22 protein-coding genes and 1 pseudogene are annotated in these 24,917 nt (G+C 54.6%); 15 read left to right on the forward strand and 8 right to left on the reverse strand.

Going from position 1 to position 24,917, the window contains the following annotated elements; genetic code table 11:
• Positions 1 to 278: 278 nt before the first annotated feature.
• Genes QYC28_RS12090 through QYC28_RS12100 form a run of 3 tightly spaced genes read left to right on the forward strand, consistent with a single transcriptional unit; the run spans position 279 to position 3,142 of the window.
• Positions 279 to 1,433 carry a Re/Si-specific NAD(P)(+) transhydrogenase subunit alpha gene (locus QYC28_RS12090; RefSeq protein WP_302679551.1) on the forward strand — a complete coding sequence of 385 codons (1,155 nt, stop codon included), beginning with the start codon at positions 279 to 281 and terminating at the stop codon, positions 1,431 to 1,433.
• Positions 1,434 to 1,457: 24 nt separating this feature from the next.
• The gene (locus tag QYC28_RS12095; RefSeq protein ID WP_286625863.1) at positions 1,458 to 1,736 is read left to right on the forward strand and encodes an NAD(P) transhydrogenase subunit alpha; all 279 of its coding nucleotides are present in this window, start codon (positions 1,458 to 1,460) and stop codon (positions 1,734 to 1,736) included.
• A 5-nt stretch (positions 1,737 to 1,741) separates the two neighbouring features.
• On the forward strand, positions 1,742 to 3,142 hold the full coding sequence (locus tag QYC28_RS12100) for an NAD(P)(+) transhydrogenase (Re/Si-specific) subunit beta (protein WP_286625864.1): 1,401 nt from the start codon (positions 1,742 to 1,744) through the stop codon (positions 3,140 to 3,142).
• Here the strand turns inward: QYC28_RS12100 and QYC28_RS12105 are convergent.
• Together QYC28_RS12105 and trpC are read right to left on the reverse strand one after the other, a co-directional pair.
• On the reverse strand, positions 3,139 to 3,852 hold the full coding sequence (locus QYC28_RS12105; RefSeq protein WP_286649689.1) for an HAD family phosphatase: 714 nt from the start codon (positions 3,850 to 3,852) through the stop codon (positions 3,139 to 3,141). The two genes, QYC28_RS12100 and QYC28_RS12105, sit on opposite strands and share 4 nt — an antisense overlap.
• A 2-nt stretch (positions 3,853 to 3,854) precedes the next feature.
• The gene (trpC, locus tag QYC28_RS12110; protein WP_286650002.1) at positions 3,855 to 4,778 is read right to left on the reverse strand and encodes an indole-3-glycerol phosphate synthase TrpC; all 924 of its coding nucleotides are present in this window, start codon (positions 4,776 to 4,778) and stop codon (positions 3,855 to 3,857) included.
• A gap of 110 nt (positions 4,779 to 4,888) precedes the next feature.
• Between trpC and QYC28_RS12115 the strand changes: the two are divergent.
• From QYC28_RS12115 to malQ, 7 genes and pseudogenes are all read left to right on the forward strand, one after another.
• Positions 4,889 to 6,388: pseudogene (locus QYC28_RS12115) on the forward strand (cryptochrome/photolyase family protein).
• Positions 6,389 to 6,637: 249 nt separating this feature from the next.
• A complete protein-coding gene (locus QYC28_RS12125; RefSeq protein ID WP_286649691.1) occupies positions 6,638 to 7,789 on the forward strand; it encodes a methyl-accepting chemotaxis protein in 1,152 nt (383 codons plus the stop codon).
• A 70-nt stretch (positions 7,790 to 7,859) separates the two neighbouring features.
• Complete coding sequence (locus QYC28_RS12130; RefSeq protein ID WP_302679554.1) at positions 7,860 to 8,786, forward strand: isoaspartyl peptidase/L-asparaginase; 927 nt, start codon at positions 7,860 to 7,862, stop codon at positions 8,784 to 8,786.
• A 120-nt stretch (positions 8,787 to 8,906) separates the two neighbouring features.
• Positions 8,907 to 9,620: a photosynthetic/respiratory NAD(P)H-quinone oxidoreductase subunit K gene (gene ndhK, locus QYC28_RS12135; protein ID WP_302679555.1), complete on the forward strand. Its 714-nt coding sequence runs from the start codon at positions 8,907 to 8,909 to the stop codon at positions 9,618 to 9,620.
• A 31-nt stretch (positions 9,621 to 9,651) separates the two neighbouring features.
• Positions 9,652 to 9,882 (forward strand): photosynthetic/respiratory NAD(P)H-quinone oxidoreductase subunit L, encoded by a 231-nt coding sequence (gene ndhL, locus QYC28_RS12140; RefSeq protein ID WP_181495109.1) that lies wholly within the window; start codon positions 9,652 to 9,654, stop codon positions 9,880 to 9,882.
• A gap of 5 nt (positions 9,883 to 9,887) precedes the next feature.
• Entirely contained in the window at positions 9,888 to 10,220 is a 333-nt protein-coding gene (locus QYC28_RS12145; protein ID WP_302679556.1) for a DUF3007 family protein, read from the forward strand.
• 25 nt (positions 10,221 to 10,245) lie between these two features.
• The gene (gene malQ, locus QYC28_RS12150) at positions 10,246 to 11,796 is read left to right on the forward strand and encodes a 4-alpha-glucanotransferase (RefSeq protein WP_302679557.1); all 1,551 of its coding nucleotides are present in this window, start codon (positions 10,246 to 10,248) and stop codon (positions 11,794 to 11,796) included.
• A 2-nt stretch (positions 11,797 to 11,798) separates the two neighbouring features.
• Here the strand turns inward: malQ and QYC28_RS12155 are convergent, their stop codons facing one another.
• Entirely contained in the window at positions 11,799 to 13,148 is a 1,350-nt protein-coding gene (locus tag QYC28_RS12155) for a pentapeptide repeat-containing protein (RefSeq protein WP_149821185.1), read from the reverse strand.
• A gap of 125 nt (positions 13,149 to 13,273) precedes the next feature.
• Between QYC28_RS12155 and QYC28_RS12160 the strand changes: the two genes are divergently transcribed.
• The 3 genes from QYC28_RS12160 to QYC28_RS12170 all read left to right on the forward strand — a co-directional run bounded on the left by QYC28_RS12160 (position 13,274) and on the right by QYC28_RS12170 (position 16,832).
• Positions 13,274 to 14,428 (forward strand): DegT/DnrJ/EryC1/StrS aminotransferase family protein, encoded by a 1,155-nt coding sequence (locus QYC28_RS12160; RefSeq protein ID WP_302679558.1) that lies wholly within the window; start codon positions 13,274 to 13,276, stop codon positions 14,426 to 14,428.
• Between the two features lie 114 nt (positions 14,429 to 14,542).
• Entirely contained in the window at positions 14,543 to 15,541 is a 999-nt protein-coding gene (locus QYC28_RS12165; protein WP_149821189.1) for a 2-hydroxyacid dehydrogenase, read from the forward strand.
• A gap of 85 nt (positions 15,542 to 15,626) precedes the next feature.
• A complete protein-coding gene (locus QYC28_RS12170) occupies positions 15,627 to 16,832 on the forward strand; it encodes an argininosuccinate synthase (protein ID WP_286625876.1) in 1,206 nt (401 codons plus the stop codon).
• Here the strand turns inward: QYC28_RS12170 and QYC28_RS12175 are convergent.
• Positions 16,829 to 17,101 (reverse strand): YciI family protein, encoded by a 273-nt coding sequence (locus tag QYC28_RS12175; RefSeq protein WP_149821193.1) that lies wholly within the window; start codon positions 17,099 to 17,101, stop codon positions 16,829 to 16,831. The genes QYC28_RS12170 and QYC28_RS12175 overlap by 4 nt on opposite strands.
• A gap of 105 nt (positions 17,102 to 17,206) precedes the next feature.
• Here QYC28_RS12175 and QYC28_RS12180 point away from each other — a divergent pair, with 105 nt between their 5' ends.
• On the forward strand, positions 17,207 to 18,514 hold the full coding sequence (locus QYC28_RS12180; protein ID WP_190278099.1) for a pentapeptide repeat-containing protein: 1,308 nt from the start codon (positions 17,207 to 17,209) through the stop codon (positions 18,512 to 18,514).
• On the forward strand, positions 18,514 to 19,794 hold the full coding sequence (locus QYC28_RS12185) for a CCA tRNA nucleotidyltransferase (protein WP_149821197.1): 1,281 nt from the start codon (positions 18,514 to 18,516) through the stop codon (positions 19,792 to 19,794). The genes QYC28_RS12180 and QYC28_RS12185 overlap by 1 nt, the downstream gene beginning before the upstream one ends.
• On the opposite strand, the gene QYC28_RS12190 is transcribed toward QYC28_RS12185, so the two are convergent.
• The 4 genes from QYC28_RS12190 to ndhD1 all read right to left on the reverse strand — a co-directional run bounded on the left by QYC28_RS12190 (position 19,791) and on the right by ndhD1 (position 24,912).
• Complete coding sequence (locus tag QYC28_RS12190) at positions 19,791 to 20,849, reverse strand: extracellular solute-binding protein (protein ID WP_149821199.1); 1,059 nt, start codon at positions 20,847 to 20,849, stop codon at positions 19,791 to 19,793. The genes QYC28_RS12185 and QYC28_RS12190 overlap by 4 nt on opposite strands.
• Entirely contained in the window at positions 20,837 to 22,426 is a 1,590-nt protein-coding gene (locus QYC28_RS12195) for a glucose-6-phosphate isomerase (protein ID WP_302679559.1), read from the reverse strand. The genes QYC28_RS12190 and QYC28_RS12195 overlap by 13 nt, the downstream gene beginning before the upstream one ends.
• Positions 22,427 to 22,510: 84 nt before the next feature.
• Positions 22,511 to 23,332 (reverse strand): alpha/beta hydrolase, encoded by an 822-nt coding sequence (locus QYC28_RS12200; RefSeq protein WP_149821203.1) that lies wholly within the window; start codon positions 23,330 to 23,332, stop codon positions 22,511 to 22,513.
• Positions 23,329 to 24,912, reverse strand: coding sequence for a photosynthetic/respiratory NAD(P)H-quinone oxidoreductase subunit D1 (gene ndhD1 / locus QYC28_RS12205; protein ID WP_149821205.1), 1,584 nt, complete (start codon positions 24,910 to 24,912; stop codon positions 23,329 to 23,331). The genes QYC28_RS12200 and ndhD1 overlap by 4 nt, the downstream gene beginning before the upstream one ends.
• Positions 24,913 to 24,917: the final 5 nt, after the last annotated feature.

The raw sequence follows: 24,917 nt of genomic DNA on the forward strand, positions 1-24,917 counted from the left end.
TGGGATTGATGGCTCCTAAGGTCACTCAAGGCAGGGACAAAGAACAAACATAGTGTCAACATTTGTTACAACCCTCCCTGGGGATCATAAGACTTGTGGAGAATTCCCACAAAACGCTGACATTTGCGCCCATTTCCGAGGGGATCGCAGTAGCGTGAGGATCAGTACAGGACAGCAGGTGAATGTGTTGTGACGGTGTCGGGCGGTTATAAAAATGCCCGGATGAGTACACCAAGGAATTGTTCTGTCAAGACTACAAACCCTATCCAAGAGTGCCTATGAAAGTTGGGGTCGTTAAGGAACGCGAAGTGGGTGAACAACGGGTTGCCCTGATTCCCGAAGTCGTTGCCAAGCTGGTGCAGCAGGGGTATCACCTTTGTGTGGAGTCCGGTGCAGGAGATATGGCTCACTTCAGCGATGATGACTACCGTGCAGCGGGTGCGGAAATTGGTTACTCCATTGAAGAGGTCTGGGGCAATGTGGATGTGGTGCTCAAGGTGGCGCCGCTGCGCGATCGCGAGGTGGAGTGGATTCGACCCGGCACCACCTTAATTAGTTTTCTCAATCCCTTGGGCAATCCATGGCAGATGCAACACTTGGCAGAGCGGCATATTACTGCCTTTGCCCTCGAGTGCATTCCCCGCACCAGTCGTGCCCAGAGTATGGATGCCCTGTCTTCCCAAGCAGCGGTGGCAGGCTATGCGGCGGTGTTATTGGCCGCTGCTAATTTACCGCGCTTTTTCCCGATGTTGACGACGGCAGCGGGTACGATTCCCCCCGCTAAGGTGTTTGTGATTGGGGCAGGGGTGGCGGGCTTGCAGGCGATCGCCACCGCGCGGCGTTTGGGAGCTGTGGTTGAAGCCTTTGATATTCGCCCAGCGGTCAAGGAGGAAGTACAAAGCCTCGGTGCCAAATTTGTCGAAGTCAACCTTGAGGAGGAGACCGTTGCTGCCGGCGGCTATGCCAAAGAGGTTTCTGAGGCGGCGAAGCACAAAACCCAAGAGGCGATCGCTGCCCATGTCCACAGTGCCGATGTGGTCATTACCACTGCTCAAATTCCCGGCAAGCCTGCCCCTCTTTTGGTGACAGAACGGATGGTGGCCAGCATGAAACCGGGTTCGGTGATTGTGGATTTAGCCGCTGAGCAGGGGGGCAACTGTGCCTGCACAGAACCGGGGCGCTCTATTTGTCATCAGCGGGTCACTATTATTGGCCCGATTAATCTGCCCTCGACAATGGCTATTCATGCCAGTCAAATGTATGCCAAAAACATTTCAACGCTCCTGAAGTACCTTGCTCCCAAGGGGGAATTAGTGTTGAACTTTGGCGATGACATTGTTGATGCCGCCTGTATCACCCATGCAGGGCGGGTTCGCAACCCACGGGTACTGCAACTTTTACATCCTGACCAAACCTTGGCAACAACGGCTTAGAAATTTCCCTAGAGGGTTGGTTCTATGACAGATCCTATTCTTGTCGGTTTGATAATTTTTGTGCTGGCCAGTTTCATTGGCTTTGAGGTGATTAACAAAGTCCCGCCCACGCTGCATACTCCCCTCATGTCTGGTGCCAATGCCATTTCGGGGATTGCCGTAATTGGTGCCCTACTGATGGCGGGGAGTGGGCACACCACTTTAACGGTGGTCTTGGGATTCATTGCGACAGTGCTCGCCACGATTAATGTGGTGGGCGGTTTTTTGGTCACGGATCGCATGTTGCAGATGTTTAAGCGGTAGGAACCATGGATTGGCTAACACGCATTGAAGAATTGAGCTATCTGGGCGCTGCGGCGCTCTTTATCCTCGGTTTGAAAAAATTGGGGTCTCCGGCCACGGCCCGTCAAGGAAATCGCCTTGCCGCCTTGGGGATGTTGATTGCGATTGTGGTCACGCTCCTCGATCGCCAGATTATCAGCTACACGGGCATCCTAGCGGCCATGGGTCTCGGCAGTGTCATTGGCGCGATCGCTGCCTACAAAGTGGCAATGACGGCCATGCCCCAGATGGTGGGGTTACTCAATGGCTTAGGAGGGGCGGCCTCTGCCTTGGTGGGCATTGGTGAATTTTGCCGCATTGTGGCCGTGGGTGAACCGCTGACCCCCAGTACGCTGATCACGATTATTTTGGGGGTGCTGATTGGTGGCGTCACCCTTACTGGTAGCCTTGTTGCTTTTGGTAAACTTCAGGGATTGATTTCGGGAACCCCGATCATTTTCCCGATGCAGCAGGCGATTAACCTCGGCTTGCTGGTGGCTTTCTTGGTGGCCAGTGGCTGGGTGTGGTTGGATCCAAGTCAGATGCCGATTTTCTGGGGCTTGGTGGCGATCGCCAGCATTTTGGGGGTGCTCTTTGTTCTGCCCATTGGCGGTGCCGATATGCCGGTCGTGATTTCCCTTTTGAACTCCCTTTCGGGCTTGGCTGCCAGTGCTGCCGGTTTTATTGTGGGCAACAGTATGCTGATTATTGCTGGTGCCTTAGTGGGGGCTTCGGGGCTGATCCTGACGCAAATCATGTGCAAGGCCATGAATCGCTCCTTGGCCAATGTGCTCTTTAGTGGCTTTGGTAGCTCGACCACAGGCAGTGCTGAGGGTAGTGTTCATGCCACCGCGAAGTCAGTGCGCACCATTGACCCCGAAGAAAGTGCGATGATGCTAGGTTATGCCAAGTCGGTGGTCATTGTCCCCGGTTATGGAATGGCGGTGGCTCAAGCACAGCACAGTGTCAAAGAACTAGCGGATCAACTGGAGCGGCTGGGTGTCGATGTCAAATACGCGATCCACCCGGTGGCAGGTCGCATGCCCGGTCACATGAATGTGCTGCTTGCCGAAGCCAATGTCCCCTACCCCCAACTCAAGGACATGGAGGACATTAATCCAGAGTTTGAGCATGTGGATGTGGCACTGGTCATTGGTGCCAATGATGTCGTGAATCCAGCCGCTCGCACCAACCCCGGTAGCCCCGTCTATGGGATGCCCATTCTCGATGTGGATCGGGCACGACACACGATTGTGATCAAGCGCAGCCTCAATCCGGGCTTTGCCGGTATTGACAATGAGTTGTTCTACAAGGACAGAACTCTAATGCTGTTTGGCAATGCCAAGGAAGTGCTCAATCAACTCATTGCTGAGGTGAAACACCTCTAGGAGGGGGTGGCGGCCACGCTGCGATCAAACACCGGGGCAATTTCCTCAAGGTCAAACTGATCAAGGCGATCGAGCACCCAATGGCAGCGACGCTGGAGCATGTGGAAGGGATAGGTGTGCGCGACCCCCAAGACTTTGACACCGGCCTCGCGGGCGGATTGCACCCCCACCAAGGTGTCCTCGATCGCCAGACAATCAGCGGCTGTGAGATCGCCCCCTAGGGCTTGCAAGGCTGCAATGGCACGGAGATAGGGGTCGGGATAGGGTTTGCCGCGTTCCACACTTTCGGCACTGATAATGCAGTCCACAATGCCAGTCAAGTTTCCCCGCTCAAGAGCCAAGTCCACATCGGATTGCAGGGCACCGGTGACAATGGCAATTTTCAACTGCGCAGCATGGAGTTTCTCCAGCAGGGCGATCGCCCCCGCAAAGAAGGGAAAAGGCTCCATATTGGCCAAGCGTGCGCGGTAGGCGACTGCCTTTTGTGCCACCAGTTTATCCAGATAGGCGGGGGTCACTGCCCGGCCGCGGCGGCTGAGGAGATTATCCAAACAGGCGCGATCGCTGCGGCCTAGGCAAAATAGGTCGTACTCGCCCCGCTGGGGTCGCAGATTTTCTTGCAGCAGAATCTCCTCAATGAGGGCAGCATGGATCGCCTCATCGTCGAGGATGACACCATTGAAATCAAACAAAACTGCCTTCAGGGGCATACCTAGCGTGCTAACTCTGGGAATAACTGCTGAATCCGTGCTTGGAGTTGCTCCGCCTCGCTGCAGTGTGCCATCTCTACTGGGGGTCGCATGAGGGATTCTCCGACTAAAATGGCCTGGGCACCGGCTTGTGTCACCCGCTCAACATCGGCACGCTGATGAATGCCCGATTCACTGACCACAAGGATGTGGCGATCGCGCAGTTGCGCCCCATAGGTGGCCAAAAGCTGTTCAGTGGTGGCTAGATCAACACTAAAGTCCGTCAAGTTGCGATTGTTGATGCCCACCAACTGTACGTCCTCCAGCTCAAGTACCCGTTCCATCTCCTCGGCGGTGTGCACCTCCACTAATGCGGTTAGCCCCAAGCCATGGGCAATGCGCAGGAAATAACGCAGATCGCGATCCGAGAGAATGGCAGCGATTAAGAGAACCGCATCAGCGCCCCGCAACCGCGCCAAGAACATTTGGTAGGGGTAAATGATAAAGTCCTTGCACAGCAGTGGCACGTCCACCACTTGGCGAATTTGGGCGAGGTACTCAAAACTGCCTTGGAAAAACTCCCTGTCCGTCAGGACGGAAAGGCAAGTCGCGCCAGCGGCAACATAGGCTTGGGCGATCGCCACCGGATTAAAGTTGGGGCGAATAATGCCCTTACTGGGAGAGGCCTTCTTGACCTCAGCAATCAGTGCTGGCTGGGTGACGGGTTTTTGCAGTGCCCCTAAAAAGGAGCGCACCGGGGGTGCATCGAGCACCTGACGTTGCAAGTCCGGCAGGGGCAACACTTCCCGCAGTTGCTCCACCTCCTGTTCCTTGTGCCACACGATTTTCTCAAGGATATTGCGGGGAGCCTCATCGGCCACCGGTACTTGGTAGTGGAGGTTGCGAACGGTTACAGCAGGATTAGGGGGACGCCGGCGAATTTGCATGATGAGTGTCGTATGGAGTTGCAACAGTTGAACACTAAGATAAATCACATTGGTTGTACTAAACCATTCTCCTTTAGTCCTTATTCACAATATTCACAATCTGAGTTCAGATGGCCATTGGCGTTTGGGTTTTAGGCGATCAACTGTGGCAAGGGCAATCAGCCCTGCAAAGCTGTCCAACCCCTGTGCCCGTCATCCTCATTGAGTCCCGCCAATGGGTGAAACAACGCCGCTACCATGCTCAAAAACTCGTGCTGGTCTGGTCGGCCATGCGGCATTTTGCCCAAGAACTGGAAGCAGCCGGTTGGCCGGTGACCTATGCGATCGCCCCCAACTTTGCTACCCCACTGCGACAGTGGATTGCAGCCCACCATATCCACGAACTGCGGATCATGCAACCCAGCGATCGCCCCTTTCGGGATCTGATCGCTACCCTCGATCTCCCCTGTACCATTAAGTTCTTGCCCAACAATCACTTTCTCTGGTCAGAAGCAGAATTTCAGGACTGGGCGAAAGGTCGCAAAACGCTGGTCTTGGAGTATTTCTACCGCGCCGGTCGCCAACGGTTTCAAATTCTCATGGACGGTAAATCCCCCGTGGGTGGCAAGTGGAACTACGATGCCGAAAATCGCCAACCGCCGCCTACTCGCCTCAAACCGCCACCACCGCTGCGCTTTTCTCCCGATCAGATCAGCCAAGAAGTCATTGAGACAGTGCGCCAAGGGAACTTTGACACCTACGGCCACATCGAACCCTTTGACTGGGGAGTCACCCGCGCCCAAGCGCTGCAGGTCTTGGAAAACTTTATTGCATACCGCTTGCCCCAGTTTGGCCCCTACCAAGATGCCATGGTGGCAGGAGAAGAGAGCCTGTGGCACAGTTTGCTGTCCCCCTATTTGAACCTAGGGCTATTGCACCCCCAAGAAGTAATCGATGCTGTCTTAGCCGCCTACAGGGAACGGCCGCTGCCCCTCAACAGTGTGGAGGGCTTTATTCGCCAAATTCTCGGCTGGCGCGAGTATATGTATGGTCTCTATCACTACCTTGGTGCTGACTACTGCCAGCATAATTTCTTTCAGCACACTCATCCCTTACCGACGTTCTTTTGGCAGAGCGATCGCACCACTATGAACTGTCTGCGCTAGGTTCTGCAGCAAATTGAGCGCACAGGCTATGCCCACCACATTCAACGGCTGATGATCCTCGCCAACTTTGCCCTGATTACTGGCTTGTCTCCCCAACAAGTGGAAAACTGGTTCCACAGCGTGTTTATTGATGCCTACGACTGGGTGATGCAAACCAATGTCCTCGGCATGGGCTTATTTGCCGACGGCGGACGCTTGGCCTCCAAGCTCTATGCGGCGTCTGCTAACTACATTCAACGCATGAGTAATTATTGCCAAGGGTGCGCCTACGATCCCAAGCAACGGGTGGGCGATCGCGCCTGTCCCTTTAACTTTTTTTATTGGCACTTTCTAGCCCGACACCGCAAAATCTTGAGTCGCCAAGGACGCATGAGCGTGATTCTGAAAAATCTCGATAAATTTAGTCCCGCAGAAACAGCCGCAATTCAACAGCAGGTAGAACAGTGGTATGCCGAAAATTCATAAAATTCATCGATTAAGAAAATAAAAACTGTATCCCAGATTACTAGGATTTCTTAAATCTTAAAAGCTGGTAACTCTATACATTCCTTGGAAATTTCAAACCTTTTAGACCCTAGTGCGAATAAAACTTAACCAAAAGATAACCAAAAAATAAATTCCTCCTACTCTCAAGTCGAGATAATTTAACTGAGGTAAAGCAAAAGTACAGTTTTCACCCTAAAAAATTCAATACTCATTCCGGGGGACAATCAAATGAATGAGACAGTCAATATCCAACTGTCCGCAGCCGCTACGTTGGCTGACTTACCCTATTTTTCCTATCAGGTTTCCCCTGAAACCATCTCTGAAGAAGTGGCTGACGAATTTCAACGTTACCCTGAGCTACCGGGGGTCCTAGTGGTGGCAGGCAATCGCGTCATCGGCATGATCTCCAAGGTCAAGTTTTTTGAGCGCATGAGTAAGCAGTTTGGTCGCGATCTCTACTTGCCGCGCCCGATTAAATTGCTGCCAGAAATTGCCGCCCCCCAAGTACCGCCCCTTGTCTTGATGGCACGCACTCCCGTCGAAGAAGCCGTGGAACAGGCCTTGAGTCGCCCCCCCGCCTTTGTCTACGAACCCGTGGTCGTGCGTAAGGGCAAGCAACTGGTGTTGGTGGATATGCGGGTGATCCTGATTGCCCAAGCGCAAGTGCTGAGCAAGAAAAATCTCTTCATTCAGCAGCAGCACCTCCACACCCAGCAACTCCTTGAGAAGTTAAAGGTGGAAAAAGAGCGGAACCAAGACTATGCCAAGCGCCTTGAAAGCGAGCTAACCCGCACCCAACAAATGAACGAAGCCCTAGAGCAGCAGGAGCGCTCTGTGCGTGAGCAAGCGGAGCGGATTGCCCAACTCAATCAACGGTTCGTCTCCATTAGCCAAGTTCTTTCCCAGCGGGGGCGCAAAGCCTTTCAGCAAACATTCACCGGGGTTAACCAAATTAGCCGTCACACAGCGGAGGTTTATCGCCTCAGCGAACGGCTGAAACAGGACGTGGAAATTATCGACCAAGCCACCCATCAAATTGCTGAGATTACCCGTCAGGTGAAACACCTTGCGGTGCAGGCGGGGCTGATTGCCAGTCGCAGTGGCCAGCAGATGGCTGGTTTCGATTTTATCAGTGAGGCAATTAACAAATTGGCCAACCAAGTGGTCTTTGCCAACCAACAAGTAGAGGAAATGGCCAATCATTTTCGCCATCACATTCGCGAGGTTGTAGAGTCCACTGCCTCTGGGGAAAAAATCGCGCGATCGCTCCTCAGTCAAGTGGAAGATACGCAGCAAGCCATCCAAGAACTGCAAGCGCTCCTGAATGCTGAGGAAGTCTCTACGGACTATGAGGAGATGCCGACAGCTGCGGTTGCTTAGGGCAGTGGATTTCGGCGATCGCCACAGGGTATTTTGGAGCTAGAACACCCTATAATTTCTAGGATTGAGGATGCCCCAACCCACTGTTATTCTCCATGGCGGCGCCGGCAGCTCGCTCCAAGACAAAGGCGGTCTCATTCCCGTCCGCCAATCCCTGCATACCATTGTCAGCCAAGTGGTTCAGGCCCTAAAAGAAGGGGCAACGGCGATTGAGGCAGTGGTTTTGGGGTGTCGGCTCCTAGAGGATGAACCGCGCTTTAATGCAGGCACGGGGTCTGTGCTGCAATCGGACGGTCAAATTCGCATGAGTGCCTCGCTCATGGATGGGCAGCGGCAGAGCCTCAGCGGTGTCATTAATGTCTCACGGGTGAAAAATCCCATTGATCTTGCCCACTGGCTGCAACAGTGCCCTGACCGTATTCTGTCCGATGTGGGAGCAGCAGAACTGGCTCGTGAGCTAGGGATTCCTGTGTATCAACCCCTCACGGATCAGCGACTCTACGAGTGGCTCGAGGAACGCAAAGGCAATTTCCAAAAATCGATGGCCGGAGTCGTGGCCGAGGAGGCAAGGCGGGGCACGATTGGTGTTGTGGTTTTAGATCAGCAGGGACACTTGGCCGTGGGGACTTCCACTGGCGGCAAGGGCTTTGAGCGCATTGGGCGGGTGAGTGACTCCGCAACCCCAGCCGGCAACTATGCCAACAGCTTAGCAGCAGTCAGTTGTACTGGCATTGGTGAGGATATTCTTGATGAGGCGCTGGCCACGCGGATTGTGGTGCGGGTAACCGATGGCTTGTCCCTAGAGGCGGCCTTTGAAAAATCCTTCCGCGAAGCCGCTAGTCGGCAACGGGATTTTGGCGCCATTGGCCTCGACCATCAAGGGGCGATCGCTTGGGGCAAAACCTGTGATGTCCTGCTGGCGGCCTACTGGGATGGAACGACCATTGGCGATACCTTGGAATTACCACCGGGGCTACAGGTGGGCAGTCAAAAATAATTTATCCTTGGTGTCAAGTTTTTTTATTGCTCACTACATCGGATTGGGTGCATCTGTTGGGTCAAACGCCTATAATCTTAAGTGTTTTTACATTTGGCCGATGTCCCTTGAGGGAACCCTATGACCAATACGACCTCGCCTGCCATTCTCAATCCGATTGCTCGTCCTGAAGTTCCCCAAGAACTTGCTGAAAATATTATTTTGACTTCCCTCAATGATGTCTATGACTGGGCGCGGCTATCGAGCCTTTGGCCACTCATGTATGGCACTGCCTGCTGCTTCATTGAGTTTGCGGCCATGATTGGCTCGCGCTTCGATTTCGATCGCTTTGGCTTGGTGCCCCGCAATAGCCCCCGTCAGGCGGATTTGATCATCACCTCTGGCACCATCACGATGAAAATGGCACCCGCCTTGGTGCGCCTCTACGATCAAATGCCCAATCCCAAGTACGTGATTGCCATGGGCGCCTGCACGATCACAGGGGGAATGTTTAGCTCTGATTCTTATTCCGCCGTGCGTGGTGTGGACAAGCTGATTCCCGTGGATGTTTATTTGCCCGGCTGTCCGCCCCGTCCAGAGGCGATCATGGATGCGATCGTCAAGCTGCGTAAGAAAATTGCCAATGAGCATATCAACGAGCGTGGCAACCTTGCCCAAACCCATCGCCTCTTTACCGCCAAGCACAAGATGAAGCCGGTGCCCCCTATTTTGACAGGGCAATATCTCAATGCTCCCAGTCGCCAAGCTCCGCCCCCAGCCCTTGCGCAAGCCATGGGAATGGCCGTTCCTGCCCTTGGGGAAGCGGTGAGGGAAACCCGCACCGTTGCAGAATAGTTTGGTCATCGTTGGTGAAGAGGTAGCAATTATGGCAGTTTCAACAGAGCTTTTGGTACTCGGTGTCTATGGCGCCTTGGCAGGGCTATATCTGCTGGTGGTGCCGGCGATCGTCTATGCCTATTTGAATGCTCGCTGGTATGTGGCTGGCTCCTTTGAGCGGGCATTTATGTACTTTCTGGTGACGTTCTTCTTTCCGGGATTACTCCTGCTGGCACCCTTTATTAACTTTCGTCCCCAACCGCGCTCTCTCGATTCCTAGGTGCTATGCGCCGCATTGATGTTCTAGGGATTGGCATTGGTGTTTTCTTTACGGGCGGCTTGGTTTATCTCCTGTTGCGCATTGCGGGGATTGAGCCGCTTCAAGCCGGGATTTGGAGTCAAGCCATTTTTGTCTTGGTGGTTCTGGGTTGGCTCTCGACATATTTCCTGCGGGTCTTTACAGGACGGATGACCTACCATCAGCAACTCAAAGACTATGAAGAGGCCGTGATGAGCGATCGCCTTGCGCGGATGTCGCCAGAGGAGCTAGCCGCCCTTGAAGCAGAAATGCTAGCGGAATCCAGCGAGATTGCCGATCCAGAATTGGGCGATAATTAGCTCAAGTTTCCCCGTGGCTTAAATAATGCACTTTCCCCGCTCCTGTGGTTTACTGCTTCATCCCACGTCCCTGCCTGGTGGTCATGGCATTGGTGACTTGGGTGCGGCAGCTCGTGAGTTCCTTGAATTTTTGGTTGCCAGTGATCAGCAGTACTGGCAGGTCTTGCCCCTAGGGCCAACGGGCTTTGGCAATTCCCCCTATATGTGCTACTCCGCCATGGCCGGCAACCCACTGCTGATCAGCTTGGATGAACTGGTCAAGGAGGGCTGGTTAACGGAAGCAGATTTGGCAGGACTCACGCTTGAGAATAGCGATCGCGTCGATTTCGAGGCTGTCATTAGCCAAAAACTCCCCCTGCTCCGCCTTGCTGCTCAACGCTTTCAGAATCAAGCCACCCCAGAAGACTGGCAGGCCTTTCGCGACTTTCAAGCCCTTGCCCACTACTGGCTGCCCACCTATGCCCTCTTTATGGCGCTGAAGGATCACCACGAGGGACAGCCGTGGTATGAATGGCCCGCCCCTTTGCGCGATCGCGAACCCACTGCCCTTACTGCTCTGCAAGCCCTTCTCAAAGAGCGCATCTTTGAATACGAATTTCAGCAATTTCTCTTTTATCGGCAGTGGCAGGCTCTCAAGGAAGCCGCCAATCAACAGGGCATCCAGATTATCGGTGATATTCCCATCTACGTTGCCCACGACAGTGCCGATGTCTGGGCCTTTCCCCAATTTTTTGAACTCAATCCAGAAACGGGTGGGGCTGCCCTCATGGCCGGTGTGCCCCCAGATTACTTCAGTACCACAGGACAGCTCTGGGGCAACCCCATTTACAACTGGCAAGCCTTGGCTGCCGATGGCTACTCTTGGTGGATTGAGCGCTTCCGTGCCCTGCTCTCCTACATGGACATTATCCGTGTGGATCACTTTCGCGGCTTTCAGGGCTACTGGCAAGTGCCCGAAGGGGAGGAAACAGCGGTCAATGGCGAGTGGCAACCGGGTCCCGGTGCTGCCTTCTTTGAAACCTTGCAAGCTGCCTTGGGACGACTGCCTATTCTCGCCGAGGATTTAGGGGATATTACCCCCGATGTCATTGCCCTACGGGATCAGTTTCAGTTTCCGGGAATGAAAATTCTCCAATTTGCCTTCGGCGGTGGTTCAGATAATCCTTTTTTGCCCTTTAATCAAGAGCGCAACTGTGTGGTGTACACCGGCACCCATGACAATGACACAACTGTCGGCTGGTACCGCAACCTAAGTGACTGGGAACGGCAGCGCCTCATTGACTATTTGGGCTATACCCCCAGCGAACCCCACTGGGCTTTGATTCGCATGGCCCTAGGAACCGTTGCCAACCAAGCCATTCTTCCCGTTCAAGATTTGCTCGGCCTCGATAGTCATGCCCGCATGAATTTCCCCGGTACTGGCGAAGGCAACTGGGCGTGGCGGCTAACTGCGGGCCAACTCACCCTTGAACTTGCCGCTCATTTGAAGCACTTGGTGCACCTCTTTGGCCGTCAAGCGCCACCGAGACCCCAGTCTGTTGAAACCGAGACAGAATCCTTTGAAACTGAGGAGTAGCCCTAGGCTCGCCGCCGGCCGTCGGGCATAATTGTGCCCCGCAAATCCACTTCACTGAGGTTGGCACCACTCATATCCGCAGCGGTCAGGTTCACCCGCGTCAAATCCGCCCGCGACAGGTTAGAGCCGGAAAGGTTGGCATCCCCTAAATCTGCCCCACTCAAGTTAACACCGCTGAGATCGACGGTTCCCAGTAAGCTACCGCTAAACGTTGCCCGGCTGAGGGTGGCTCCACTGAGGGTGGCGCGGCTGAGATTCGCTTCTGAGAGGGTAGCACGACTCAGGTTGGCTCCCACCAAGCGGGCACGGCTGAGATTCGCTTCTACCAAGTCAGCACGGCTAAAGTTGGCTTCCGTTAACTCCACGTCGCGGAGATTGGCACCACTGAGATTGGCACCCCGCAGCTTCACGCCATTAAAGACGAGGCCACTGAGGTTGGCACTGCGTAGATCCGTTTGACTCAAATCCGCATTGTCCAGCAATGCCCCCTGCAAGTTTGCCCCTTGGAGATTCGCCCCCCGCAGATTGGTGCCCACCAGTTTGGCATGGCTGAGGTTGGCGCCCCGTAAATTCGCCCCACTGAGATCCGCACGACTAAGGTTGGTATGACTCAGATTCGCGCCACTGAGATTGGCACCACTCAAGTTAACCTCAGAGAGTTCTAGGGACGAGAGGTCTGCCTTTGCCAGTTCAGCTCCCACCAGATTGGCCTTGGCAAGGTTGGCTTCACTGAGCTTGACTTCTGTGAGATCAACGCGGCTGAGATTGGCTCCCGTGAGATTCGCCGCCGTTAAATTAGCACCACTCAGGTTCGCACCGCTGAGGTTCGCGCCACTGAGATTGGCATTGCTGACATCCGCCTGAATTAAATCTACACGGGTCAGATTCGCCTGCTTTAGATTTGTGCCATGCAAATTCGCGCCCTGTAAATTTGCCCCCGAAAGGTTAACGCCGTCGAGTGTCAGTCCCCGTAGATCCGCATTCGCCAAATCCACACGGGAGAGATTGGCTCCCTGAAGCACCGTTCCCCGTAGTGTGGTTTCACTAAGTTCAGCGCGGCTGAGATTGGCTCGCGTCAGGTTTGCCCAACTGAGATCACTGCGGCTCAAGTTTGCCCCAGCGAGGTTGGCATCCACCAGTTCTGCTTTGATGAGCATGGCATTGACGATTTCTGCGCCACAGAGCACCGCACCACTGAGATTGGCTCCGCTCAGGTTGACCCACTCCATGTCGGCACGGGAGAGAATAATCCCCCGTAGATCGGCGTTGATAAACTCGCCATTTGTCAAACTGGCACGATTGAAGTCCCGTTCACCGCTGGCATAGCGTTTTAACAACTCTTGGGGATTCATCAAAAAAAACGGGTCTGGAACCCCGCCCTTGAGAGCGGCTCTACACTCTAAGCCTAGCTTAATTCGCTAAAACCACACTACGCTCGTGAGAGGATGATAATTAAGGACTTGCGCTCGATGCTCTCATGGATACCATCCCTATTCTTGATCTCAAAACCCAATATCAATCCCTGCAAGCAGACATCGATCGCGCAGTTGCCCGCGTACTGGCATCGGGTCAGTTTATTCTAGGACCAGAGGTACAAGCCTTTGAGGAAGAGGTGGCCGCCTATTTAGGGGTGCGCCATGCGGTGGCAGTCAATTCAGGGACAGATGCACTGGTGATTTCCCTGCGCAGTTTGGGAATAGGTGCTGGGGATGAGGTGATTACCACCCCCTTTTCGTTTTTTGCGACGGCAGAAGCAATTAGTTTAGTGGGGGCTCACCCGGTGTTTGTGGATGTGGAACTGGACTCCTTTAACCTTGATCCCAGTAAAGTTGCCGCAGCGATTACCCCCCGCACCAAGGCGATTTTGCCCGTGCATTTATTTGGGCGACCGGCAGCCATGGGAGCAATTGTGGAACTTGCTCAGGCTCATGGGTTAGCAATTCTTGAGGATTGTGCCCAGTCCTTTGGTGCCCGCTATTGCCCACCCTGTGAAAATTGTCAATGTACAGAGGTGACTCAAAAGACTTTAGCCCATCAATTCACGGGGGCGATCGGCAGCATGGGTGCCTTTTCTTTTTTCCCAACCAAGAACTTGGGTGCCTATGGTGATGGGGGGCTGATTACCACCAATGATGATGATTTAGCCGAGCGATCGCGCATGCTGCGGGTTCACGGCTCCCGTCAACGCTACCACCACGAAATGATTGGCTACAATTCTCGCTTGGACAGCCTACAGGCGGCAATTCTGCGGGTGAAGCTACCCCATATCGATCGCTGGAATCAAGAGCGACGGCGAGTCGCCCAAACCTATAACCAAGCCTTGGCGGGTCTTGAGACGGTGGTCACCCCAACAGTATCTCCGGGACATGTATTTCATCAATATACGATTCGGGTACTCAATGGCCAGCGGGACGCCCTTGCGGCTTACCTGAAGGCGGCTGGCATTAGTTCAATGATTTACTACCCGATTCCCCAAGATCACTGTCCAATGTATAAGGGGCAATCTCCACCCAATCCTGTGAGCGATCGCCTTGCTCGCGAGGTACTGAGCTTACCCATTTGGCCTGAGTTGAGCGATGCCACCATTGAGCATATTGCCGCAACCATTCGCCAGTTTTTTCAGAACCCTTAGGTACATCGCCTAACGATTTGTCCTCATTTAACACAACCTTAAGATCTCACTCGCTAAGCTAGCAACAGCCCTTTTCTCAAACCTGTAATGTCGCTAGGGCAGGAGTGCAATGCCATGAAGGTTGCCGTTTTCAGTGCCAAATCCTACGATCGCCAGTTTTTGAATGCCGCCAATGCAGCGCAGGGGCACCCCCATCTCCTGACCTATTACGATGTGCTGCTGCGCCCTCAAACAGCCTCCTTGGCCGAGGGGCACAATGCCGTCTGTGGGTTTGTCAACGATGATTTGGGAGTGGAGACCCTAAAACGGCTGGCAGAGTTGGGAGTGCGTCTGGTGACACTGCGCTGTACGGGCTTCAACAATGTGGATTTGGCAACGGCGGCCAGCTTGGGCATCACAGTTACCCGCGTGAGTACTTATTCCCCCTATTCAGTGGCGGAGCATACGGTGGGGCTGATCCTGATGTTGAACCGCAAACTCCACCGTGCCTACAACCGTGTGCGCGATGACAATTTTTCCTTGGAGGGGCTGATGGGCTTTGACCTCCATGGTTGTACGGTCGGAATTATTGGCACGGGTAAAATTGGCCGTATTGTTGCTCAGATTATGGCTGGTTTTGGCTGCCACCTCTACGGCTATGATCCCTACCCTAGTGAAGCCTTTAGGGAGATTGGTACCTACACAACCCTAGAGACGCTGCTGGCGGCATCCGATATTGTGACGCTCCATTGCCCCTTGGTGCCCGAAAATGAACATCTGATCAATGCCACCACGATCGCCCAAATGAAGCGAGGGGTGATGTTAATCAATACCAGTCGCGGCAAACTGGTGGACACCAAAGCAGTGATTGAGGGCATTAAAAGCGGCCAAATCGGCTATCTGGGCATTGATGTCTATGAAGAGGAAGACTCCCTCTTTTTCCAAGATCTTTCGGACACGATTATCCAAGACGACACCTTTCAACTCCTGCAATCCTTCCCCAATGTGGTGATTACTGCTCACCAAGCCTTCTTTACCCGCAATGCCCTCACGGATATTGCCCGTACGACAATTGAAAATCTGACCTGTTTTGAGCAAGGCCTGCCCCTAGCAAACGAAGTGGAACAGATGTAAGGCTCGGCGAAACGGTTATCCCCATAACGTTTCCGGCAAACAGATCCGCTATAGTAGCGATCGCGTTTATTTCAGGAAAAAAGTCATGGGGCGTGCAGAAAAAGTCATTTTGGCCTATTCGGGGGGAGTGGATACCTCTGTGTGTATTCCCTATCTCAAGCACGAGTGGGGCGTGAAGGAAGTCATTACCCTCGCCGCTGATTTAGGACAGGGGGATGAACTGGAACCCATTCGCCAAAAAGCCCTTGATGCTGGTGCCAGTGCCTCGCTGGTGGCCGATGCCAAAGCTGAATTCATCCGCAACTATGCCTTTCCAGCCATTCAGGCCAACGCCCTCTACGAAAATCGCTATCCCCTCTCGACGGCCCTTGCTCGCCCCCTGATTGCCAAGCTCTTGGTGGATGCGGCTGCTGAGTATGGTGCCGATGCCGTTGCCCACGGCTGTACAGGGAAAGGCAATGATCAAGTCCGCTTTGATGTGGCGATCGCCGCCCTGAATCCCAACCTCAAGGTCTTGGCACCCGCTCGCGAATGGGGCATGAGCCGTGAAGAAACCATTGCCTACGGCGAACGCTTTGGCATTCCCGCCCCTGTGAAAAAATCTTCTCCCTACAGCATTGACCGCAATCTTTTGGGACGCAGTATTGAAGCAGGCCCCCTTGAGGATCCGTGGATTGAACCCCTTGAGGAAATCTATTTGATGACCCAAGCCATTGAAAATACCCCCAACTCCCCGGAGTATGTGGATATTGGTTTTGAGGCCGGAATTCCCGTCAGCCTCGATGGCCGCTCCCTCGATCCCGTAACGCTAGTGAGTGAACTCAATGAGCGGGTGGGGCGCCACGGCTTTGGTCGCATTGACATGATTGAAAATCGCCTTGTCGGCATTAAATCCCGCGAAATTTACGAAGCCCCTGCCCTCTTGGTGCTCATTGACGCCCACCGCGATTTGGAAAGTTTGACCCTGACCGCCGATGTGACGCAGTACAAACGGGGGATTGAAGAGACCTACAGCCGCCTAGTCTATAACGGCCTCTGGTACAGCCCCCTCAAGGAAGCCTTGGATGCTTTTATTCAACAGACCCAGCAGCGGGTGACGGGTACCGTGCGCGTCAAACTCTTTAAGGGAACCGCACGGGTGGTGGGGCGGCAATCTCCCTACTCCCTCTACACGCCCGACTTGGCTACCTATGGTGCCGAGGATCAATTTGATCACAGGGCAGCCGAGGGCTTTATCTATGTGTGGGGGCTACCCACCCGCGTCTGGGCAGAAAAACTGCGCCAAGGCTAATCGGGGGCTTCGACAATACACCACTCATGGAGTTCGTACTGCACACACTGGTGTTGGACGAGGGGATCGCGGGCAACAATTTCCTCAGCCGCCTTGCGGGAATCGGCCTGAAACAACAACATGCCACCCCCTCGCTCAGCCCAGTATCCCGTGCGGGCTTGATGCCCTGCGGCAATGAGGGCGCGCACATAGGCGCGATGGGCACCAACGTGGCGATCAAAGGTGGCCTTGTCCACAATACCGCGTTCAATTTTGACAAACCATGGCATCGGTCAGTGGCTCCTCTGGATTTCAATCAAGACCTAGAATAGCTATAAGCAGTGTGCCTGAGTGACTCTGTTGTGCCCTGATTGCGAGCGGCTATGAGCAAAGCCATGACCCTTGAAACCTTGTTAAGCGAATTTGCCCGTGGGGTGCGAAATTTCCGTGGTGTGAATTTGGCGGGCAGTGTGTTTCCGTTGGTGCAACTCAGCCATATTGATTTGGCGGGAGCCAATCTGCAGGGTATCAACTGGAGCGGGGCAGATTTGATCAAAGCGAACCTTGCCAATGCCAATCTGCGAGGCGCCAATCTGATTGGTGCGGATCTGAGTGGTGCTAATCTGACCGATGCCAACTTGCAGGAAGCCATGCTCAGTGGCGCCATCCTAGTGGGTGCCTACCTCTCGCGCGCCAATTTGCAGCGGGCAGTGCTCAGTGGAGCAATCCTCAAGGGGGCGGTGCTCCATGACAGTAACCTCAAGGATACAAATGTGGTGGGGGCAGATCTCTCAGAGGCGGATCTGACCGGGGCGATCGCCCGCCGTCAAGACTTAGAGGAAGCCAAGCTCTCAGGAACTATACTGCCCAATGGCGAAGTGGTCTTTGATGAAGGGGACATTGAAGAGGTACCGTTGCCCACTCCAACGCCAATGGCTAAGCCAATGGCAACCGCTAACGAAACCACTGTGATTGAGTGGACCAATGAGCAGGTGATCCAAATGCTGATCCTGCAACAACACCCCCTGCCCAGTACCTACCAAAGTGCTGATTTGAAGGTGGCTAGCCTCGGCAACCACTGTTATCAATTGCGCACGGTTACGGAAACGGTGGTGGCGGTGGTAGAAGGTGAGAGTGTGGCCAATGAGAAAGTAACCCTTTTTGCCGAGGCGCCCTTTGCCGATGTGGTGGCCAGTGTCCTCCAAGCCCATTCCTTCTTGCCCACACAATACATCAGTGACCCCGTGCCTGCATGGCAGTACGAGCAAGTACCCATTCCCCGCGGCAGTGAAGTCCGTTTGGGAACGGCACGGCAGCTCTGGAAAACGTGGTGGTTACTCTTGAAGTCCACGGCTACAGGGCAGGAGCCAGCACAGCTACAACTGTTGGTGGGCAAGGAGTGGCAGCCCATTTGCGATATTGCCTTTTCACCGTCGGCGGGCGGTGGTCTGATTATCAAAACGGCTACGGGCGATCGCCACTATCCTGCCGATGCGTCGCTGATTTGGCTAGAAAGTGTCCAGTCTGGCTCACCCACAACCACTGCCCCAGCGCCCACCCCCACAGCACCTCTCTGGAATGGTGTCCTGAAATTTGAAAATAACTGCTTAACGATTCAAACGGCGGCGGGATCCGTCTGTGTGCGGGGGGAAAATTTGACGGTCACCATCGGTGGTCAGGCGATCGATCTAACCCAGCTCTAATGATCGTTGTTCAGCCCTTTGATTTTAGTCGCTGGCCGATCGCCGTCAGTGATTTACCTGCCGATACCTACCTCGTGGGTGGAGCGGTGCGGGATGCGCTCCTCGGTCGGACAACGTTGTACCCCGACTTGGATTTTATTGTGCCGGCGGATGCCATTGCCCTGACCAAAAAACTAGCGGATAAGTACAAGGCTGGCTTAGTGGTTTTGGATCGGCAGCGGCAGATTGCCCGCTTAGTTTTTGCCAACACCAGCGTGGATATTGCCCAGCGGCATGGTGAGACGCTCTTAACGGATTTGAGCGATCGCGATTTTCGCCTCAATGCCATTGCCTACGACATTCACCACCACCACATTGTCGATCCCCTCGGTGGCCTTTTGGATTTGCAACGCCGCCAAATTCACTATGTCGCACCAGAAAATCTCGCTGCTGATCCACTGCGACTCCTACGCGCCTATCGCCAAGCCGCCCAACTGCAATTTACGATTACGCCCGAAACGCGGCAGGTGATCCAAATCCTTGCCCCCCAACTGCGACGAGTCGCCCCAGAACGGGTGCGGGTGGAACTCAGCTATCTCCTCAGTGCCGTTGAGGGTGCGGCCCAAGTGACCCTCGCCTTTCGGGATGGGGTGTTGGCGGTGTGGCTGCCGTCGGTCACCGAGGAGCGGATTACCCACTACCATGCCCTTGAATCCACCCTAGCGAATTTTCCCTTCCCAGCCCTTTGGCCGGCGCTAACGACATCGATTGCCGCAACAACTGCCCCCGGCGAACCCCAACGGCGAACCCTAGCGGCTTTGGCCAAGCTCACCTGCCTCGTGAATGCCAGCGATCGCCAAGCGGCCGAGGAACTAACTGCCCTCACCTACACCACCGATGAAATTCGCATTGTCCAAGTTCTGTGCCGACTGCTCAACCACTGGCTAGTCCCCCTCGAACAGCCCCTGAACCGCGAGCAAGCCTTCTATCTATTTCGCGCGGCGGGTAGCTATTTTCCAGCCTTTGTTGCCCTTGCCCTTAGTCGTGGCATCCCCAAAGCGCATCTAGTGCCCTTGGTCAAAGGGTGGTTAGACCCCAAGGATGCCATTGCCCATCCCCCCCAATTGGTGCGGGGTGCCGATCTGGTAGAAGTGTTTCAGGTCTCGCCGGGGCCGCGTGTGGGTGAATTGTTGCGAGCTGTGGAAGCAGCCCAAGCGCGGGGAGAAATTAGCGATCGCCCCCAAGCCCTCGCCTATGTGGCACAACTCCTCAAGAGTGCAACTGAACCAAGACACCGTTAGGAATTGGTCAGAAAAATCTCTTGCCAAAGGGTGTCATAGGTCTTTTGGGTCGCGGCATCAAGGGGTAGCAATACCTCACTCTTGGTAAAGGCGGTGGGGTCAGCGAGGGGGATATAGCGCTGAAAGAGGGTGCCCGTTAGATTACTCACGCGGGGCGAGAGCGCATCACTAAATTGACTGAGTTGCTCAGCCACCTCTGGCTGCCACCAGTAGTTCAACCAATCCAAGGTGGGGCGATCGGGGGCTTGGCCACAGACCCACAAATCCAGCCAAAGCGCCGTGCCACTGGCGGGGAAGACTGCTCCATAGGTCTGCGGATCGCGCTTCAGCAGCGGCAGTAGATCCGTTGACCAACCCACTGCCAAGTGCGTACTCCCCAGCATCAGCGGTTGCAGGTAGGCATCGGAACTAAAGAAACGGCAACCTTGGCGCAGGCGAGACAATCGCTCCCGTAACTGCGGGTGGGTGGGTGGGGCATTGTAGGACCGCCCCAAGGCTTTCAGGGTTAAGCCAATCACTTCGCGGGGGGTATTCAAGAGGCTGTAGTGCCCCTGCACTGCGGGGTGCCATAGAGCATCCCAATCTTTGGGTTCCCAACCCAAGTCAGCAAAGAAATCGCGGCGATAAATGAGGGCGGTAGCTCCCCAGCGATAGGGAAGACCCCAGAGGGCATCCTCTTTGCTGATCAACTTCACAAAAGGTTGCAATGGTTCAGCCCAATCAAATCCATTTTGAATGAGTTGTTTGGGAATGGGAGCAATCTGCCCTTTTGCCACCGCCTCTGGTAACCAAGCATCCCCGAGACTAAGGACGGCTGAGCCTAGATTGCCTGCTGCAAGGGTATGGGCTAAGGCTTGGGGGGTTTCCTGAAGGCGCAGATGAACGCCCACACCCGCCTGTTGACGAAATCGCTGAATCAGTTGAGGCGGTAGGGATTTGCGCAGCAGATGAACGGTTAGCCCCCCCTTGGCACTTGCTTGACAACCACTGAGGGCGATCGCCCCCAAGGCAAACAACCCCTGACAAAATTGCCGCCGCTGCATTAGTGTTGCCACCGAAACTGCAATTGACTTGGCTGCGCTGGATCCCCCAGTTGCTCGATGCCGCGATCGTTGGCCACAAGGTGCCGTAGGATCAGGTAAATCCGCTCCAGTTGATCCGGCGCATTCACAGCGTCGGCGATCGCCCCCAAGTCAAGGGGTTCATCACTTTGTTCTAAGACTTTAACAATCTGCCGTTGCAACGCCAAATTCGCTGCTGCTGCTTTCTTGCCCGCTTCCACCCCCGGCTGATGGTAGGCATTGATATTCACCAAGAAGCCATAGAGACCCACTGCTCGCTCATAAAGGGCAATCAGAGCACCCACCGTTTTGGGCGTCACCTCTGGAATCGTCACCGTCAGGGAAGGGCGATCCTTTTCATAGAGGGCTTGGCGCGTGCCGAGCAGCAAGCCACTGAGGTAGTCCCCTGATGTAATTCCCGGCTCTACTTCAATGCCGGGTTCTTGACCATCCCGCAGCACTTCAATAAAGGTGACAAAGAAGTTGGGCAGGCCATCCCGCAACTGCTGCACATAGGCGTGCTGATCCGTGGTTCCCTTGTTGCCATAGACCGCAATCCCTTGGTGGACAATGTTGCCGTCGAGGTCTTTTTCCTTGCCGAGGGACTCCATTACCAACTGCTGCAAGTAGCGGCTAAACAGGAGCAGACTATCTTTGTAGGGCAGGACAACCATATCTTTTTCACCCCGACCCTTGCCCGCATGGTGCCAGGCCAAGGCGAGTAGGGCAGCGGGATTTTGGCGAATCTTCGGCACGCGGGTTGCCTGATCCATCAATTTTGCTCCCGCGAGGAGGGCATCAATGTCAATCCCTTGCAGGGCAGCGGGCAATAGACCCACCGTTGACAGTTCCGAGGTACGCCCCCCCACCCAGTCAAACATCGGGAAAATGGCCAGCCAACCGTTGGACTCCGCCACTTGGGCAAGGCCACTGCCCGGCAGGGTGACGGCGACGGCGTAATCGGCAAAGGCCAGACCGGCACGTTGGAAGCGGGCTTGGGCTTCTAGCATGCCATTGCGGGTTTCCGGTGTCCCCCCCGATTTGGAAATGACAATCACCAATGTCGTCCGCAGGCGATCGCCTAGTTCCGCAAAAACCCGCTCAAACCCGGCAGGGTCGGTGTTGTCCAAAAAGTGAATGTTCAGGGGGGGATTCACAGGGGCAAGGGCAGCCGCCACAAACTGCGGACCCAGGGCAGACCCCCCAATGCCAACAGAGAGAATATCCGTAAAACGACCCCCTTGGGGTGGGGCAATGGCGCCACTGTGGACTTGCTGGCTAAACTGCTTCACTTGGGCAATGGCATCGCGAATTTCGGCACGCAGTTCTGGAGTTGGTGCCAAATCGGCATCCCGCAGCCAGTAGTGCCCCACCATGCGGCCCTCATCGGGGTTGGCGATCGCCCCTGCTTCCAATTCCTTCATTTGCTGAAACGCGCGCTCAAAAGCTGGCTCTAGGCGACGTACCACTTCTGGGGTCAGCCCCATACGACTGACATCCACATAGAACTCCAACTCAGGGTGGTAGTACAACCAGTCTTGGTAATGCTGCCAAAGAGCCAAAGCATCCATAAGACAATATTTTCGCGCTACGATCTCAGCGTACCTCAACAACTGTCCCTTACTGGGAACATCAGCTTTCCCTTAATAAACACCCTAGGCAGATTGTGCCTTCAGAAAAGCAGCAAATTCCTCTAACGCTATCCGCAGGCGATCGGCCGCCACCTCAACAAAATCATTGTGATCGGCACCCTCGACCCAGAGGGAAAATTTTGGCTCACGGGCAATGGCAAAAAGGTATTGGCCATGACGAAAGGGCACGATGCTATCGGCAGTACCGTGGAGAATCAACAGCGGCACCTTGACTTGCGGCAGTTTATCTCGGTTGATAAAGCGATCAAAGGGAAACAACGGGAAAGGCACCACCACCCGAAAGATGGAAGTAAAGGTACTTTCTAAGACCAACCCCGCAATTGCAACCTGTGTTGCCAGTTCCGTCGCCACCCCACCGCCAAGGGAACGGCCATAGAGAATCACCCGCTCTGGGGGGACTCGCAGTTCCTCTGTGAGATAGGTATAGGCTGCCAAAGCATCTGCGTAGGCATGACGCTCACTAGGGCGACCCGAACTCAAGCCGTAGCCACGATAGTCGTAGGCGAGGACGGAAAACCCCCACTGCCGCAGCGTCTGTAGAAAGGGTTCCACCATGCCGAGGTCTTCCCCATTGCCGTGACTAAACAGCAGCGTAAAGTGAGCGTCTGGGTTGGCGACATACCGCACCGCAAGGCGATCGCCCTGCCCCACTGGAATCAGCCGGATCTCCTCAGAAAGGGAGTAGGTAGGACGGGGTGGATGGAAGATCAGGGCATCGGCGCCAAAGTAGAGATAGACCGCAATGATCAGATAAATCAGGAGTGCCGATCGCCCCAAGCGCAACCAACTCCACTCCCCCAGTACCCAGTCTCGCAGCCAACTCATTTAGAGGGAGAGTTCAGGCTCGGTGCCACCAGTGTCCCTAAGGGTTGATCCACCTGCTGAGCCAGTGTCGGTACCACTTCCCGCGCTCGCGCAATCACCTGCCCCGTGGTGGCATCGTAAATTTGCGTCAATAGCTTGGGATAGAGGCCAATGCCAATAATTGGTACCAAAAGACAGGCAATGATAAACACCTCGCGGGGTTCAGCATCCACAAGGGCTTCATGCTCCACCAATTCCTTGTTTTCAGGGCCGTAGAAAATTTCCCGCAGCATCGACAGCAGGTAAATTGGTGTCAAGATCACCCCCACTGCGGCCAAAAAGACCACAATCACGCGGAAGGGCAAAGAATAGGCATCACTGGTGGCAAAGCCAATAAAGACCATGAGTTCAGCCACAAAGCCACTCATCCCCGGCAGAGCAAGGGAGGCCAAGGAGCAGGCCGTAAACATGGCAAAGATTTTCTTCATTTTCTGGCCAACACCGCCCATTTCCTCAAGGATCAGCGTGTGGGTACGGTCATAGGTGGCTCCCACCAAAAAGAAGAGACTCGCCCCAATCAAGCCGTGGGAGACCATTTGTAGCACCGCCCCACTCATGCCCAAATTGGTAAAGGAGGCAATCCCAATCAGCACAAAGCCCATGTGGGAAATCGAGGAGTAGGCAATTTTGCGCTTGAGATTGCGCTGCGCATAGGAAGTCAGCGCCGCATAGATGATGTTGACCACCCCCAAAATCACCAAAACGGGGGCAAACTTGGCATGGGCTGCCGGCAGCATATCGACATTCATGCGAATCAGGGCATAGCCACCCATCTTCAGGAGAATCCCCGCCAGCAGCATGTGCACCGGCGCTGTTGCTTCACCGTGGGCATCCGGCAACCACGTGTGCAGGGGGACAATCGGCAGCTTGACGCCGTAGGCCACCAAAAAGCCGGCATAAACTAGCAGTTGAAACCCAATGGCATAGTCCTTGGCCGCCAAGGTCTGCATATCAAAGCTAATCGTGTCGCCATAGAAGGCCATGGCCAAGCCCGCCACCAAAATAAAGAGGGAGCTACCAGCCGTGTAGAGAATGAACTTTGTTGCCGCGTATTGACGCTTGTGCCCCCCCCAAATTGCCAAGAGCAGGTACACCGGAATCAGCTCCAGTTCCCACGCAAGGAAAAAGACCAGCATATCCTGCACGGCAAAAACGGCAATCTGGCCACCATACATCGCCAGCATTAAGAAATAAAACAGTCGCGGCTTCAGGGTCACTGGCCAAGCCGCCAAAATCGCCAGCGTGGTAATAAAGCCCGTGAGTAAAATCAGCGGCATGGAGAGGCCATCTGCCCCCACTGACCAGCGCAGGCCAATTTCGGGAATCCAGTCATAGCTTTCCCACAGTTGCATGCCGGGGGTGTTCAGGTCATAGAAATTCGTGAAGGCATAGACAATCAAGGCAAAGTCAATCAACCCCACCGTCAGGGCATACCAGCGGATTGGGCGTCCTTTGCCTGTGGGATCTGGAATGAAGGGAATCGCCAAGGAAGCCACAATTGGGAACAGGATAATCGTTGTCAGCCAAGGAAACGTACTCATGGCAG

The sequence above is a fragment of the Thermosynechococcus sp. HY596 genome, assembly GCF_030518715.1.
In the GTDB taxonomy this organism is placed as follows: Bacteria; Cyanobacteriota; Cyanobacteriia; order Thermosynechococcales; family Thermosynechococcaceae; genus Thermosynechococcus.